This is a genomic window from Micromonospora arida (genome assembly GCF_042873195.1).
GTDB lineage: Bacteria > Actinomycetota > Actinomycetes > Mycobacteriales > Micromonosporaceae > Micromonospora > Micromonospora arida.
In genome coordinates this window covers 213489-227111 of sequence record NZ_JBIALC010000009.1, presented here as the reverse complement: position 1 = coordinate 227111, position 13623 = coordinate 213489, and the positions used below count along the sequence as shown (strand labels likewise).

The window sequence follows — 13623 nt, the reverse complement described above, 5'->3', positions numbered from 1 at the left end:
CGTCAGCCGTCGACCAGGCGGCCGTCGCGCAGGACGAGCACCCGGTCGGCGAGGTCGATCAGGGCCGGGTCGTGCGTGGCCACCAGGGCCGTCATACCGCGGGCGTGCACCACCGCGCGCAGCAGGTCCATGATGGACCGGCCGGTCTCCGAGTCGAGCTGACCGGTTGGCTCGTCGGCGATGAGCAGGTCCGGCTCGTTGGCCAACGCCCGGGCCACCGCGACCCGCTGCTGCTGGCCACCGGAGAGTTCGTACGGGCGCTGTGCGGCGTGCCCGCCCAGGCCGACCAGTTCCAGCAGCACCGCGACGCGCTCCTCCCGCTCCGCGGCCGGCACCTGCGCCAGCCGCAACGGCACGCCCACGTTCTCGGCGGCGGAGAGGATCGGCACCAGCCCGAAGGTCTGGAACACGAACCCGACGGTGCCCCGGCGCAGCCGCAGCAGCTCCGTCTCCCCGGCCGAGGTCACCTCATGCCCGGCCACCACCACCTGACCGCTGTCCGGCCGGTCCAGCCCACCGATCAGGTTCAGCAGCGTCGTCTTGCCGGCCCCGGACCGACCTCGGATGGCAACCAGCTCGCCCCGGTTGGCAGTGAACGACACGTCCCGCACCGCGTGCACGGCGTGCTCACCCCGGCCGAAGGTCCGGCTGACCCCGCTGACCCGGACCACCTCGTCGGGGCCCGCCGGGGCAGCACCGCCGAGACCGGCCGCCCCGGTCACCACTACGTTCTGCCGGCTCATGCCCGCGCCCCCCGCTCGTCCGAGGCCCGGTTGCCGGGCCGTACCTGCACATGGTCCGGCTCCAGGTCGAGCCGGACCCGCTCCTTCAGCGAGAGCGCGTCGACGAAGGCGGCGGGCAGCTGCATCCGCCCGTTGCGGTCCAGCACCGCGTACTCCTCGCTGACCAGCTCGGTGTTGCCGTCCGCGTCGGTCCGCGCGGTCCGGCGTACCTCGGAGGCGGTCCGGCCGTCGCGGATCGCGACGGTCCGGCGGACCTGTGTGGCCACGGCGTGGTCGTGGGTGACGACCACGATGGTCACGCCCAGTTCCGCGTTGATGGTGCGCAGCGCCCCGAAGACCTCCGCGCCGGTCGCCTCGTCCAGCTCACCGGTCGGCTCGTCGGCGAAGAGCACCTCCGGGTCGTTGGCCACCGCCACCGCCACCGCGACCCGCTGCTGTTCGCCACCGCTGAGCTGCCCGGGCCGCCGGTCGGCGCAGTAGCCCACACCGACCAGGTCGAGCAGTTCCCGGGCCCGCTCCCGGCGGGCCCTGCGGCTGCGCTTGCCGGCCAACTGCATCGGCAGCTCGACGTTCTCCAGGGCGCTGAGGTACGGCAGCAGGTTGCGGCCGGTCTGCTGCCAGACGAACCCGACCAGCTGCCGGCGGTAGCTCAGCCGTCGCTTCGCGGAGAGCGAGAGCAGGTCGTAGTCGGCCACCCGCGCGATACCGGCGGTCGGGGTGTCCAGGCCGGAGAGGATGTTGAGCAGGGTCGACTTGCCCGAACCGGAGGCACCGACGATCGCCACCAGCTCACCCCGGTCGATGACCAGGTCGAGCCCCTGCAGGGCGACCACCTCCACCCCCTCGGTCTTGAAGATGCGCACCAGGCCGTCGCAGACGATGTGCCCGCGTAGGCGGTCCTGCCCGCCGGCCCGCTCGGCGGCGCGAAGCGCGGCCCGCTGTTGCAGGGCGGCCAGGTCAGGCACCAGTGGAGTCTGGGCGGTAGCGGTCATCTCAGCTCTCCTCTCCGAGCCGAAGCACCTCTCCGAGGCGCAACCGGCGGTTGTTCAGGGCCTCGACGGCGACCGCGAAGCCGAGGGCGACCGCCCCGAGCGCGAGCACAGCGGCGACCAGGCTGGGCTCGAAAGCCACCCGGACCGGCACACCACTGGTGAACGCGGACAGGCCGAGCACCGGGTTGAGCAGCAGGGGCAGCACCGCACCGACCAGCGCGCCGGTCAGCACCGACACCGCGACCAGCGGGGTCAACTCGACCAGCAGCAGCCCTCGCCACTGCCGGCGGGACAGGCCGAGGGTGCGCAGCCGGGACAGCACCTGGCCCCGGGCACGCGCCCCGGCCAGCACGGTGAACGCGATGGCCAACAGCCCGAGCACGGTGCCGCCGGCGGCGCCGGCCACGAAACCGAAGGCCAGCACCCCGTTCGCCCCGCCCTCGCCAAGGTCACGGCGGACGTCCGCCCGGGTGTCGACCGTGACCCCGATCATCCGTTCCCGACCGGTGACCGTGCCGTCCCGCTGGTAGCGCTCCTGCCCCTGGTCGCCGGCGACGCGCAGCGCCTCGGCGTCCAGCGAGTCCCCGGCGATCAGCAGGCTGGTCGGCACCGGGATGGTGGTACGCGTCGGCAGGGCCTGCCAGGGCAGGATCACGAACCGGCTGGTGTTCGCCGCCAGCAACGGGAAACGGTCCTGGGTGCCGGCCACCCGGAACTCGTACCGCTGGCCCTGCACCGAGATGAAGGCCGAGTCGTCCAGCCCGGCCTTCGTCAGGTCCGCGGCGACCGCCGGTGAGACGATCGCCGGCAGCGGACCCGAGCCGGGCGCGGCGGTGCGCAGCGCGGCCGGAACCGGGAGGTCCACCTCGGATTCGCGGGCGACGGTGTCCAACCCCGAGCCGTCGACCAGCAGCACGTCCGTCTGCTCGATGAAGGCGTCGGTGCCGACCTCGTCGGACGCAAACCGCTCATCGTCCTGGTACAGCACCCGGGTAACGGCCCGGACCCCCGGCAGACGGCCCAGCTCGTCGACGGTGTCGGGTGCGAAGCGCTCCCCGCGGATCACCGCGTCGGCGGGCACGATCTGCGCGGCGGCCCGCTCCCGGCTCGCGTCGACGCCGGCGGCCACGACCGCGCAGAACGCCGCGGTGCCGATCGCCAGTACCACCACGACCAGCGGGGCGGCGACCGCCGCTCGGCCGGCGCGGGCCGTGCCGAGGAAGGCCACGCTGCCCCGGGTCCGCGCGGCCAGCCGGCTGACCAGCAACAACGGCCAGGGGTACGCGCGCAGCGCCAGCACCGCCGCCGCGATCGCGAGGAGCACCGGCACCGACACGAGCAGCGGGTCCACCTCGCCGAGGGTCAGGCCACGCCGACGCAGCAGCACCGCGGCGAGCCCGGCCAGGAGCAGCAGGGAGACCTCGACGGTGAGCCGACGGGCCGACGGGCGCACCCGGATCAGGTCCCGGCGCCCCGCTCCGCCGGCCGGTACGGCCAGTGTCGCCAACGGCAGGGCCAGCGTGACCAGCACGGTCACGCCGATGACGTACGGGGTGGTCGGATCCGGGGCACCGGGGACCAGGGTGCCCAGCCACCAGCCCAGCACGGCGGCGACCGGCACCACCAGCACCGACTCGGCGAGGCTGCGCCGGGCACCGGCGGTGGCCCCGCCGCCACGGGCGCGCAGCAACGCGAACTCCGAGCGACGTCGTCTGATGGCGAGACCGGCTGCGAGCACGATGAGCCCCGCCAGGGTGGCCAGGACGCCGGCCGCGATCACCGCGAGCAACGTCCGGACGGCGTTGATCTGAGCGGCGAACGCGCGCAACGGAACGTCGGCGCCCTGGGTCAGGGTGAGCCCCGTCGGCTGGTTGCGCTGCATCACCTGAAGGCCGTCGATGAGCTGGTCCAGCTCACGTGCGTCGATCCGGTCGACGCCCAGTCGGTACCGCCAGTTGGACTGGATCGGCCAGCCCTCGGCGGCCCGCTTGTTGAGGGGCGACTGCGCGACGACGCCGACGATGACGAACGGCTGGCCATCGCCCTGCGGTTCGATGATCCGCAGCAGCTGTGGCAGCCCGTCCCAGATGCCGTTGGCGCGGTCGACGGGGCGGAACAGCCCGGTCACCACCAACGGGGCACCGTCGGTGAGTCTGCCCTTGTCGTCGGTGTTGCCGATGCGCAGTTGGCTGCCGGCGCGCAGGTTGAGCTTGCCGGCCACGTCGACGTCGAGCGCCACCTCGATCGGCCGGTCGGGAACGTAGGTCTCGCTCGGCCACGCCCCTTCGACGAGGGTGCTCGCGCCTTGTATGTCGGGCATGGCCCGCAGGCCCATGTCGACCAGCAGGTTGCGGGCCGCCAGGTCCGGTCCGACCACGCGGGCCGCTGCGGTCTCGACGCTGTACCACCGCTCGGTCACTGCCGAACGCACCGGCGGCGGCATCTCCGCGGCCAGGGCGTCGAACCGTTCGGCGGCGTCGCCCATCGCCGTCCGGCGCGACGTCGCGGACTCAACGCTGGTGGTGTACGAGATGTCCCGGCGCGCGGCCGGCTCGCTGTTGAGCTGTGCTCGCAGCCCCTGTTCGGCGAGCCGGTTGACCAGCCGGGGCACTCCACTGATCAGCAGCGTGACCACCAGGGTCAGCACCGCCAGCAGCAGGAACTGCCCCCCGTACGCCCGGACCCGCCGGACGGCCGCCCCGACGCTCATCGTTCTCCCCCGATTCGCAGCTGCACCGCCGCCACCCGCTGACGGATGCCGGTGGCGATGAACGCGCTGAAGGCGAGCGCCGCCAGCAGCAGACCGACCGCGGTCAGGCCGATCGGCACCCAGGGCAGCACGAACGCCGCCGGGGGTGTCGGCCGGCCGGCGGCCGGGGTGAGGATGACCAGTGGGGCCATCGTCGCGCTGACCGCGGTGCCGAGTAACAACCCGACGCCCACGCCGATGCCGGCGAGGAACGTCTGTTCGGCGAGCAGCGCCCGGGCCATCAGCCGGGGCGTGGCGCCGAGGGTGTGCAGGACCGCGAACTCGCCGAGCCGACGCCGGGCGGTGGCCCAGACGTCCACCATCAGGCCGACGAGAGCGAGGAGCACCGCGCCGAGCGCGGCGGCGAGCATTCCGGTACGCGAGCCGCGCCAGTACGGGTCGTCGGCGGCCGCCTCGATGGCCGCCTCCCGGTTGAGCACCGTGACGCCGGGTAGCGCTCTGGCCGCCTGGGCAGCGGCGTTCGCGTCGCTGGCCCCGACCCACCACTCCGGTACGGGTCGCACCGCGCCGCTGCTCCGGATCATCGCGTCGACCGCGACCGGCAGGTCCAGCAGGACGCCCTCGCCGGTGGTGGCCGGCACGGAGTCCAGCTCGCCGACCAGGTGCACCGGCAGCGTCGCCCCGGAGAGGGTCAGGTCGACGGTGTCGCCGATGCGCAGGCTCAGCGCGTTGATGACCCCAGGGGTCATCAACACCGGTATGGGCTTGTTGTCTCCGCCCGGCACGACAGTGAACCGGGTGGGTGGCTGGTACCTGAACTGCCCGCCGGGGATCACGTCGACCGAGCGGGCTGCGGCGAACCCGGCGCCGGTGGTCCGTACCGGCATTGGCTGCATCCCGGGGGCGGTCACGACCCAGTCGCCGCCCAGTTCGGCCGGTTGCTTCGTGCCGTCGGCCTTGACCACCGTCAGCCCGTCCACCTGGAGCTCGTAGGAGTTGCCGGCGGCCAACCCACCGTCGGCCTCGAAGCCGACCAGCCGCAGCCGCGCCCCGCTCAGGTCGGGCAGTGGCGCGGTGAACGGGGTGGCCCGGCCGTCGCCGTCGGCGTTGGCCGCCGGCAGCCGCCGGGCAAGCCCGTCAGGGGTGGTGACCAGCAGCGTCACCGCGACCTTCACCGACCGGGCGGCGTTGCTCACCGGGGTACGGATCGTGCCGGTGATCTCGCGCGCCCCGGCGGGCAGTTCGACGCCGGCGGGCTCTCCCCGCGCGTCGACCATCTTCCGGTACTGCTCCGCCGCCGATCCGTCGCCGAGGCGGTCGGCGAGCCGGACGACGCCCGGGGCGCTGGCTGGGTCGACACCGATCACGGTCGCCGGCAGGTTCTCCCGCCCGACCCGGATCTCGTCGCGCCACGCCGGCAGTACCCGGTCCACGCTCGGCAGCGCGGCGAGTTCACCGGCCCGGGTCGGTGGGGCGCCCCCGGTCCGTTCGGTCACCCGGAGGTCGGCGCCGACCGTGTGGCCGGCCTGTTCGACCTGGGACCGCTCGCCGGTGCTGATCAGCGACCAGGCCAGGGTGCTGCCGCCGACGGCGAGGGCGAGCAGCAGCACCGGGCCGGCGTGGGGACGACGGCCGGCCTGCCACATGCCGAACATGGTGGCGGTCCAGGGGCGTCGGTCGACGAACCGCTCCGCGAACCGGGTGAGCGGCGGGAGCACCCGCAACGCCAGCACGGCACCGGCCAGCACACCGAGCGTCGGGGCGGCGATCAGCAGCGGGTCGAGCCCGAGCTGGCCACCCGAACCGGCCAGCGGGGACGCGTACCGGCGCAGCTGCACCCAGGCGAGCACGGCGAGCGCAACGAGCACCAGGTCGACGCTGGCGCGTTGGACGCTCGCGGCCCGGTTCGGCCGGGATCGGGCCGCCATGTCGGCGACGTACGTCCCGGCGCCACGCAGCGCCGGAAGGACCATGGCGACGAGGCAGCCGGCCGCGGTGGCCGCTGCCGCCGCCCAGACCAGGGTGGTGTTGCCGCCGGCGGTGTAAAGGTCACCCGACCCGCCGGGTCGGATGTACCGCAACGCCTCACCGGCGATCAGCGGACCGAGCACGGCGGCCGGGGCGACCACCAGGGTCGCCTCACGGGCGGCCAGGCCGGCCAACTGCCGACGGGCGGCGCCGCGGGCGCGCAGCAGTGCGGTCTGTGGGCGGCGGTCCTCGTGCAGCAGTGCGGCGACCAGCACCAGCGCATACCCGGCGAGCACCAGGATGAGCAGCAGCGGGGTGGCCAGCGACGAGCGACCCACCAGGTCGGCGCGACCGATCCGGTCCAGCAACTGCGGCATCTTGGTCACCGTCTGCCCGGAGCTGCCCAGTTGGGCGGCCTCGGGCACGGCCGAGACCGCCTCGGTGAGGGCTTTCCGAACGGCGGGCAGGTCGGCGGTGTCGACGGCACCGAGGTCCGGTTGGGCCAGCCAGGACGCCGACACCGAGCCCGGGAAGGTGGCCACGAAGTCGGCCGGGTCGAGTGTGAACGGCCCGTAGGAGGTGCCGGAACTGGCACTGCCCGCCCCCACGCCGGGGGCCAGCAGCCAGTACGCGGCCGACGGGTCGCGGGGCCGCCAGGTGCCGGCGAGCACCAACTCCCCGCGTCGTTCGGTGGCCCGGTCGCGTACCGGGACGCGCTCGCCGACGGCCAGGCCGAGGGCGCCGGCGACCCGCTCGGGCAGGCTCACCTGGACGGGGTTCGCTCCGGGGCTGGGCCAGGCTCCGCTGGTCAGCTCCGCGTGGCTGGCGAGGTCGGGGAGCGTGGCCAGGTTCGCGAAGACCGGTTCGTCGGCCGTACGCGGGATCTGCCCGAGGTCGCCGGTCAGCTCCCGGCCGGTGCCGTAACGGGCGGCCGTGACACTGACCGGGACGCCGCCGAGCCCGGTGGCGAACTCGGCTCGGACCGCCTTGTCCCGGGTTGCGAACTCGGCCGCGTCCCGCCCACCCGAGCCGCTGACCAGAAGGCCGCGTTCCTCGGCGGGCGAGGCGGCGACCAGTGCCCGCTGCCCGGCGTCCACCGCCCGACGGTTGTAGTCGGACAGCCCCGTGACCAACGCGACGGCGACGAGGGCAGCGATCACCGCCGCAACCAGCAACCCTCGCGCCTCGCGGGCCCGCCTCCACACCAGCTTCATCCGACGCCTCCCCTGGCCCTGGCGGGCCGACGACCATCAAGACAGGCCACCTACCGGGAAAGGTTCGCGCCCGTTACATGATCGTTATTACCGAGAGTCTGTCGGGGCGGGACGGCTAGTTGCGGCCTCGAAGGTTGCGGATGCCGAAAACCACCGCGCAGAGCACCAGCATGACGCCGATGAGCTGCAGTCCCGGGGAGTCGTCGGCCCCGCCGAGCACCACGACGGTGGTGCCGAGCGCTACCGAGAGGACGACGCCGACGATCAGGACGTATCTCATGGCGTTTCCTCCTCGACCCATTCCAACAGGTCTCCGGGTTGGCAGTCGAGGACTCGGCACATCGCTTCGAGGGTGCTGAAGCGGACCGCCTTGGCGCGGCCGTTCTTGAGCACCGCCACGTTGGCGGGGGTGAGCCCGACGCGCTCGGCGAACTCGCCGACGCTCATCTTGCGCTTGGCCAACTCGACGTCGATGCGGACGACGATGGGCATCAGATCACCGCTTCCATGTCGGTCCGCAGGGTGGTGGCCTGCCGCAACAGCGCCCGCATCACCACCATGAGGAGCCCCAGCACGCTGACGCCGACCGTCAGCAGGAACAGCAGCAGCGGCAGCCCCGGGTCGTCCGCGTTGAACCCGACCCAGAGGAAGACCGCCACCAGCACCACCCACGCGGCGGCGATGGCCCAGACGATCGCGTCCACCCACTTGAGAGATGCCTCGGTGAAGATGCGGTCGCTCTTGACCAGGCTGAGCAGCTTCCAGGTCGCGACGATGACGACCTGGACGCACAGCACCCAGAACACCGCAACGATCGTGGCCGGCCAGCGGAGGTAGGCGTCCTCCGGGGACTCCTGGGCCATGTACGCGAACTGCCCGGGCAGCGAGAGGGTCTGGAACACGACCAGGACCCCGAACAGCACCACGAGGAAGACTCTGAGAGCGGCAACCGCTCGATGCTCCGTAACCATGCATCGAGTTTCGCTCGTTACCTATCGAAAGTCAATCGGTCTGTCGCGCCTCCACTGCGCCGCACCGGCAGCCGCCCTCCCGAACCGGCGCGCCGCCGGGGCGCCACAGGACGGCTCACGCGGCAGCGGTCAGCTCGGCAAGGATCGTATAGAGCCGGGCAGCCGCCGACTGGTCGAACTCCGGTCGCGTGAGGGGGACCGGCGCGCCGCGCCGCAGCGCAGTCAGCCGAGCGGCCGGCGGCTCGGCCAGCAAGGCAGCCAGGAGAGTGGCCGCGCTAGCGGTGGAGGATCCGAGGAGCGCGGCGGACGCCCCTACGAGGGCGCGCATCGGTTGGCGGAGTTGACGGTGCATACCGCTGTCGACAAACAGCGGGTTGTACAGCACGTATCGGATGGGGCTGTGCGGGTTGTGCGCGGCGAAGCCGGCGCCGAGGAGGTCGTTGGCGCGCGCGCCCTGCATCGTCGCCTTGAACATGGTGTACCCGCTGGCCAACTGCAGATCGTTCCAGTGGATTCGGCCGGCCCGGATTCCGCCGGTGCCGCTGAGGTTGAGGATGACCGGTGTCTGAGCACGTTCCAATGCCGGGCGGAGCCGTTCGGCGAGCAGATAGCGCCCGAGGACGTAGATCGCGAAGGTCTGTTCGAAGCCCTCACTGGTGACGATCCGCCGCTGGTCGAAGCGCCCTGCCGCCAGTACCAACACGTCGATCTTGTCCGGTAACCGGTCTGCCAGTGCGGAGGTCTCCCGGACCGAGGTGAGGTCGGCGTCGGCACTGCCGATCGCGACCACCCGATCTCCGGCCCGCCGCAGTTCGTCGGCAAGGGCACCGCCGATGCCACGTGTCCCGCCCGCAATCACCACTGTGCGCATACTTCATCGTTGGCTTTTGTCGGCCCACTCGAAAGAAGGCACATCGATGTCACCGGCACTGCAGCTACCCGTGACCCTCGCCCACCGCGCGGCGTGTCCCGCAACCGACGTGCTGCGTCGCGTAGGCGAGAAGTGGAGTGTTCTCGTTCTCGCGGTGCTCCGCGAACGCCCCCGTGGCTTCAACGAACTCGACCGCACCATTCACGGTCTGAGCCGACGCATCCTCACCCGCACCCTGCGCACCCTGGAGAGCGACGGGCTGATCAGCCGTCATCAGACACCGCAGCGTGTCGAATATGCGCTCACCGACCTGAGCCGCTCACTCCTGCCACTGGTCATCGCCGTCGGCGAATGGGCAGTCGCGCACGCCCCAGACATCGAGCGGGCACGAACTCGGATGCCTGGGCCGGCAGCGAGCACGACGGTCCGTTGACCTCAGGGTGAGTTCGGCAGCTTGACGAGTTTCGCTCGTTACCTATCGAAAGTCAATCGGTTGTCTCGGTCGCGGCTGCCTGGTCGTGGAAGCGTCGGCTCGGGTGCCGGCTTCGCCTTCTGGGGGTAGAACGTCTCGTGACGGGCCAGCATGGCGACGAATTCACCGATCTTGCGCTCGCGGGTCTCCGCCCGTTTGACCGCGTTGAGGCGGTGGATGAGGGCGAACCGGTTGGCCTTGGTGAGCACGTCCAGCATGGCCTGGGCGGCGGGCTCGGCGGCGATGGCGGCGAGCAGGTCGGCCGGCACCTCCGCCTCCGACGGCGGGGCGTAGGCGGCCGCCCACCGCCCGTCCGACTTCGCGGCGTCCACCGCGGCGCGGCCCGCCGGCAGAATCCGCCCCTGCTCCTCCAACCGGGCAACGTTGGCGACGTTGCGTTGGGACCAGACACTACGGGGCCGACGTGGGGTGAACCGGATCCAGGACGACTCCTCATCCCGCTTACGGGCCTGACCGTCGATCCAGCCGACGCACAGGGCCTCGTCGACCGCCTGCTGCCAGGTCAGCGTCGTGACCGTGCCACCCTTTCTGGTCAGCGCGAGCCAGACGCCGGGCGACGTGGCGTGGTTGGCCGACAACCAGGCGCGTAACGCGTCGGCGTCCGCGACGATCAGCTCAGCCAGCTCGGCGCTCGTCATGCGGGCAAGCTATCCGCCGGGTCTGACAGCCGGTGACCTCCGTGGGACTCGATCAACGCGTCCACGACGGCCGCGGCGTCGGCGTCCGCCACGTCCGATGGGTACTCCGGCAGCAGGTCGTCCCAGGCGATCAGCCACGACCCGAACAACTGAGCCTGCCCCTCGGGCCGAGCGAAGAACCAGACGTGCAGGTGAGCGCCGCCATCCCCGAAGCGGTGGACGTGCGCCCGCGAGACGTGCGGCAGCGCCTGGATGTGACGAACGATCCGGGTGCTCAACAGCCCAAGCTCGGCAGCCAGCTCGTCAGGGAGATCCTCCATGTCGTGGTGATCGAGCGGCAACAGCATGAGCGCCAGCGGGACGCCCACGCCCGGGATTCGGATCAACCGCCAACGCTCGTTGAACCAGATCCCTTCGTCCCGGTTGCGGCAGGTATCGCAGTCCGCCGGGTCCTCGCCGTGCCGTGCCGGCTCCGGCAGCACCGGAGGCCGTAGCGGCGACACTCGAAGTCCGTCCGGCTCGAACGGACTGATCTCCCACCCGGTCATCCGCGCCAGGGGAAGGCGGCGCTCGTCGTCCGCGGCGGCGACCGCGCGGTCGTAGAACTCGTCCGGTCGTAAGGCCATGCGGCACAGACTAGTACGACAAGATCCACAGTGGTCGACGGCAGATCGTCACCGAGCGGCAGACCGCCGAGGGCCCGCCCCACACCCCAGCAGCCTTCCCGCCTGGTCGATGCCGTTCCGCCTACGTCCGTCGGTGGTGGTTGCGGCGCGGGAGCTGGTCGGGATCGAGCCAGGCCGCACCCGCCATCGACGCAGCGGGGCGGTCACGGGCCGTCGGGGGTGCGCTTGGCGCGGCTCGGCTGGACCCGCTTGGGCTCGCCGGGCATCTTCGGGTGGTCCGGCGGGTACGGCAGGTCGCCCTGGCCGGCGGCGGCGTCGCGCTCGGCCCACTCCAGCAGCGGGGTGATGTCCCACGGTGCGTCGTCGATGCCGGCGTGCGGATCACCTCGCTCGGCGAGCCGGGCCGGCACGGTGCGCAGGTCGAAGTCGTCCGGGTCGACGTCGGGTAGCTCGTCCCAACTGACCGGGGTCGAGACGGTGGCCCGCGCGTTGGCCCGCAGCGAGTACGCGCAGGCGATCGTGCGGTCGCGCGCCATCTGGTTGAAGTCGACGAAGACCCGGGTGCCGCGCTCCTCCTTCCACCAGGCGGTGGTGACCAGGTCGGGGTTGCGGCGCTCCACCTCCCGGGCCAGCGCGATGGTGGCCCGGCGCACCTCGGTGAACGTCCAGCGGGGTTGGATGCGCAGGTAGACGTGCACGCCCCGGCCGCCGGAGGTCTTCGGCCAACCGGTCGCGCCCAGCTCGTCGAGGAGCGCGCGGACCTCGCCGGCGGCCCGCGCCGCGTCGGCGAAGTCGGTGCCGGGCTGCGGGTCCAGGTCGATGCGCAGCTCGTCGGGGCGGTCGACGTCGGCGGCCCGCACGGGCCACGGGTGGAAGACGATCGTGCCCATCTGCGCCGCCCAGGCCACGTGCGCCAGATCGGCCGGGCAGAGCTCCGCCGCGTTCCGCCCGCTCGGGAAGGTGATCTGCGCGGTCGTCACCCAGGGCGGCACCCCACGGGTGGGCACCCGCTTCTGGAAGAACGCCTCGCCTTCGACGCCCTCGGGGAAGCGTTGCAGGGTGGTCGGTCGGTCCCGCAGGGCGCGCATGATCCCGTCGCCGACCGCGAGGTAGTAGTGGAAGACGTCCGCCTTGGTGAACCCCCGCTGGGGGAAGATCACCCGGTCCGGACTGCTCAGCCGAACGGTGTGCCCGGCCACCTCGACCTCGGCGGCCGCAGCCTTGGTGCCACCCATCCCGCGACCTTATGCCACGCCCCCGACGTTCGACGTACCGTTGAGGGGTGAGTCTTGACGACAACGAGCTGCCCCGTACCGACGAAGAGTGGCGGGTCCGACTGACCCCCGAGGAGTTCCACGTCCTGCGGGAGGCCGGCACCGAACGCCCGTGGACGGGCGAGTACGTGGACACGAAGACCCAGGGGGTCTACCACTGTCGCGCCTGCGGGCTGGAGCTGTTCTCCAGCGATACGAAGTTCGACTCGCACTGCGGCTGGCCGAGCTTCGACGACGCCATCCCGGGCCGGGTCAAGGAGATCGAGGACCGCACCCTCGGCATGGCACGTACGGAGATCCGCTGCGCCCGCTGCGACAGTCACCTCGGGCACGTCTTCCACGGCGAGGGCTTCACCCCGAAGGACACCCGGCACTGCGTCAACTCGGTCTCCATCAAGCTGGAACCCCGCTGACCCGGGCACCCAGGGCGTGACCGCGTGACCGCGCTCAGGGCGTACCCGTACCCCTGAGCAGCTCGACCTCGGCGGTCCGGGACTGCTCGATCCGCCGGGCCAGGTCGCGGACCCGCTCGTTGCGGCCGACGCCGACGTGGGATCGGGCCAGGTCGGCGGCCGATCGCTGGTGGTCGGCGAGCACGTCGCGCAGCACTCGGTCGACGTCCGCGTCCGGCGCGGTCCGCAGCCGGTCGAGCGCGGCGTCGTCGCCGTGCCCGTCGTGGTGGTGTGCGGTCGCGCTGGCACCCGGCCCGGTCGTGGGCAACCAGCCGCGCATGGCGGCCAGTTCGTCGGCCTCGGTCGCCTCGACGGCGGCGGCCAGGGTGCGCAGCGCGTCGTCGCGCACCCGGTCCCGGGCCAGCCGGACGATCTGCAGTGTGCGTTCGCTGTGCCCGACCATGGTGCTCAGGAACACCACGTCGATCCCGCTCATCGCGTCCGCCTCGATCGCGGACCCGGCACCCGCCGACCCGGCCGCCGCCGACCCGGCCGGGGACGCGGGGGCCGGCTGCGGCAGGGTCGACGGGCTCGACGTGGGCGGTCCGGCGCAGGCTCCGGTGAGCAGCAGAGCCGCAACGAGGGACGCCAGCGGGGTACGGCGGGGCATGCCGGTTGCTCCGTTCACGCGAGAGCGGCGACACGGGTGCGACCATGGGGCCGCACCCGTG

The 13623-nt window shown here is 72.4% G+C and carries 14 protein-coding genes; 2 read left to right on the top strand and 12 right to left on the bottom strand.

The annotated features are described in order from the left end of the window. Nucleotides 1-2: 2 nt before the first annotated feature. The 8 genes from ACFYP0_RS25025 to ACFYP0_RS24990 all read right to left on the bottom strand — a co-directional run bounded on the left by ACFYP0_RS25025 (nucleotide 3) and on the right by ACFYP0_RS24990 (nucleotide 9469). Complete coding sequence (locus tag ACFYP0_RS25025; protein WP_356977074.1) at nucleotides 3-743, bottom strand: ABC transporter ATP-binding protein; 741 nt, start codon at nucleotides 741-743, stop codon at nucleotides 3-5. Beyond that, nucleotides 740-1735 (bottom strand): ABC transporter ATP-binding protein, encoded by a 996-nt coding sequence (locus ACFYP0_RS25020; RefSeq protein ID WP_124858809.1) that lies wholly within the window; start codon nucleotides 1733-1735, stop codon nucleotides 740-742. The genes ACFYP0_RS25025 and ACFYP0_RS25020 overlap by 4 nt, the downstream gene beginning before the upstream one ends. A gap of 1 nt (nucleotide 1736) precedes the next feature. After that, nucleotides 1737-4445, bottom strand: coding sequence for an FtsX-like permease family protein (locus ACFYP0_RS25015; RefSeq protein WP_124858810.1), 2709 nt, complete (start codon nucleotides 4443-4445; stop codon nucleotides 1737-1739). After that, a complete protein-coding gene (locus tag ACFYP0_RS25010; protein WP_356977071.1) occupies nucleotides 4442-7627 on the bottom strand; it encodes an ABC transporter permease in 3186 nt (1061 codons plus the stop codon). Before ACFYP0_RS25010 ends, ACFYP0_RS25015 begins: the two co-directional genes overlap by 4 nt. Before the next feature lie 115 nt (nucleotides 7628-7742). Continuing rightward, on the bottom strand, nucleotides 7743-7907 hold the full coding sequence (locus tag ACFYP0_RS25005) for a hypothetical protein (RefSeq protein WP_167493726.1): 165 nt from the start codon (nucleotides 7905-7907) through the stop codon (nucleotides 7743-7745). Continuing rightward, nucleotides 7904-8119, bottom strand: a complete 216-nt coding sequence (locus ACFYP0_RS25000) for a helix-turn-helix domain-containing protein (protein WP_030336216.1) — start codon at nucleotides 8117-8119, stop codon at nucleotides 7904-7906. The genes ACFYP0_RS25005 and ACFYP0_RS25000 overlap by 4 nt, the downstream gene beginning before the upstream one ends. Next, on the bottom strand, nucleotides 8119-8598 hold the full coding sequence (locus tag ACFYP0_RS24995) for a DUF2975 domain-containing protein (protein WP_356977069.1): 480 nt from the start codon (nucleotides 8596-8598) through the stop codon (nucleotides 8119-8121). The genes ACFYP0_RS25000 and ACFYP0_RS24995 overlap by 1 nt, the downstream gene beginning before the upstream one ends. Before the next feature lie 115 nt (nucleotides 8599-8713). Further along, complete coding sequence (locus tag ACFYP0_RS24990; RefSeq protein WP_124858813.1) at nucleotides 8714-9469, bottom strand: short-chain dehydrogenase; 756 nt, start codon at nucleotides 9467-9469, stop codon at nucleotides 8714-8716. 46 nt (nucleotides 9470-9515) lie between these two features. Here ACFYP0_RS24990 and ACFYP0_RS24985 point away from each other — a divergent pair, with 46 nt between their 5' ends. Beyond that, nucleotides 9516-9902 carry a winged helix-turn-helix transcriptional regulator gene (locus tag ACFYP0_RS24985; protein WP_124858814.1) on the top strand — a complete coding sequence of 129 codons (387 nt, stop codon included), beginning with the start codon at nucleotides 9516-9518 and terminating at the stop codon, nucleotides 9900-9902. Between the two features lie 38 nt (nucleotides 9903-9940). On the opposite strand, the gene ACFYP0_RS24980 is transcribed toward ACFYP0_RS24985, so the two are convergent. The 3 genes from ACFYP0_RS24980 to ligD all read right to left on the bottom strand — a co-directional run bounded on the left by ACFYP0_RS24980 (nucleotide 9941) and on the right by ligD (nucleotide 12461). Then, entirely contained in the window at nucleotides 9941-10600 is a 660-nt protein-coding gene (locus ACFYP0_RS24980; protein ID WP_124858815.1) for a YdeI/OmpD-associated family protein, read from the bottom strand. Further along, nucleotides 10597-11226 (bottom strand): hypothetical protein, encoded by a 630-nt coding sequence (locus ACFYP0_RS24975; protein ID WP_124858816.1) that lies wholly within the window; start codon nucleotides 11224-11226, stop codon nucleotides 10597-10599. The genes ACFYP0_RS24980 and ACFYP0_RS24975 overlap by 4 nt, the downstream gene beginning before the upstream one ends. A gap of 203 nt (nucleotides 11227-11429) precedes the next feature. Beyond that, on the bottom strand, nucleotides 11430-12461 hold the full coding sequence (ligD, locus tag ACFYP0_RS24970) for a non-homologous end-joining DNA ligase (RefSeq protein ID WP_124858817.1): 1032 nt from the start codon (nucleotides 12459-12461) through the stop codon (nucleotides 11430-11432). Between the two features lie 47 nt (nucleotides 12462-12508). On the opposite strand from ligD, the gene msrB reads away from it, so the two are divergent. Next, nucleotides 12509-12913 (top strand): peptide-methionine (R)-S-oxide reductase MsrB, encoded by a 405-nt coding sequence (gene msrB / locus ACFYP0_RS24965; protein WP_091400676.1) that lies wholly within the window; start codon nucleotides 12509-12511, stop codon nucleotides 12911-12913. Between the two features lie 34 nt (nucleotides 12914-12947). Here msrB and ACFYP0_RS24960 read toward each other — a convergent pair whose 3' ends face one another. Then, nucleotides 12948-13562, bottom strand: a complete 615-nt coding sequence (locus ACFYP0_RS24960; RefSeq protein ID WP_124858818.1) for a DUF305 domain-containing protein — start codon at nucleotides 13560-13562, stop codon at nucleotides 12948-12950. Nucleotides 13563-13623 lie beyond the last annotated feature (61 nt).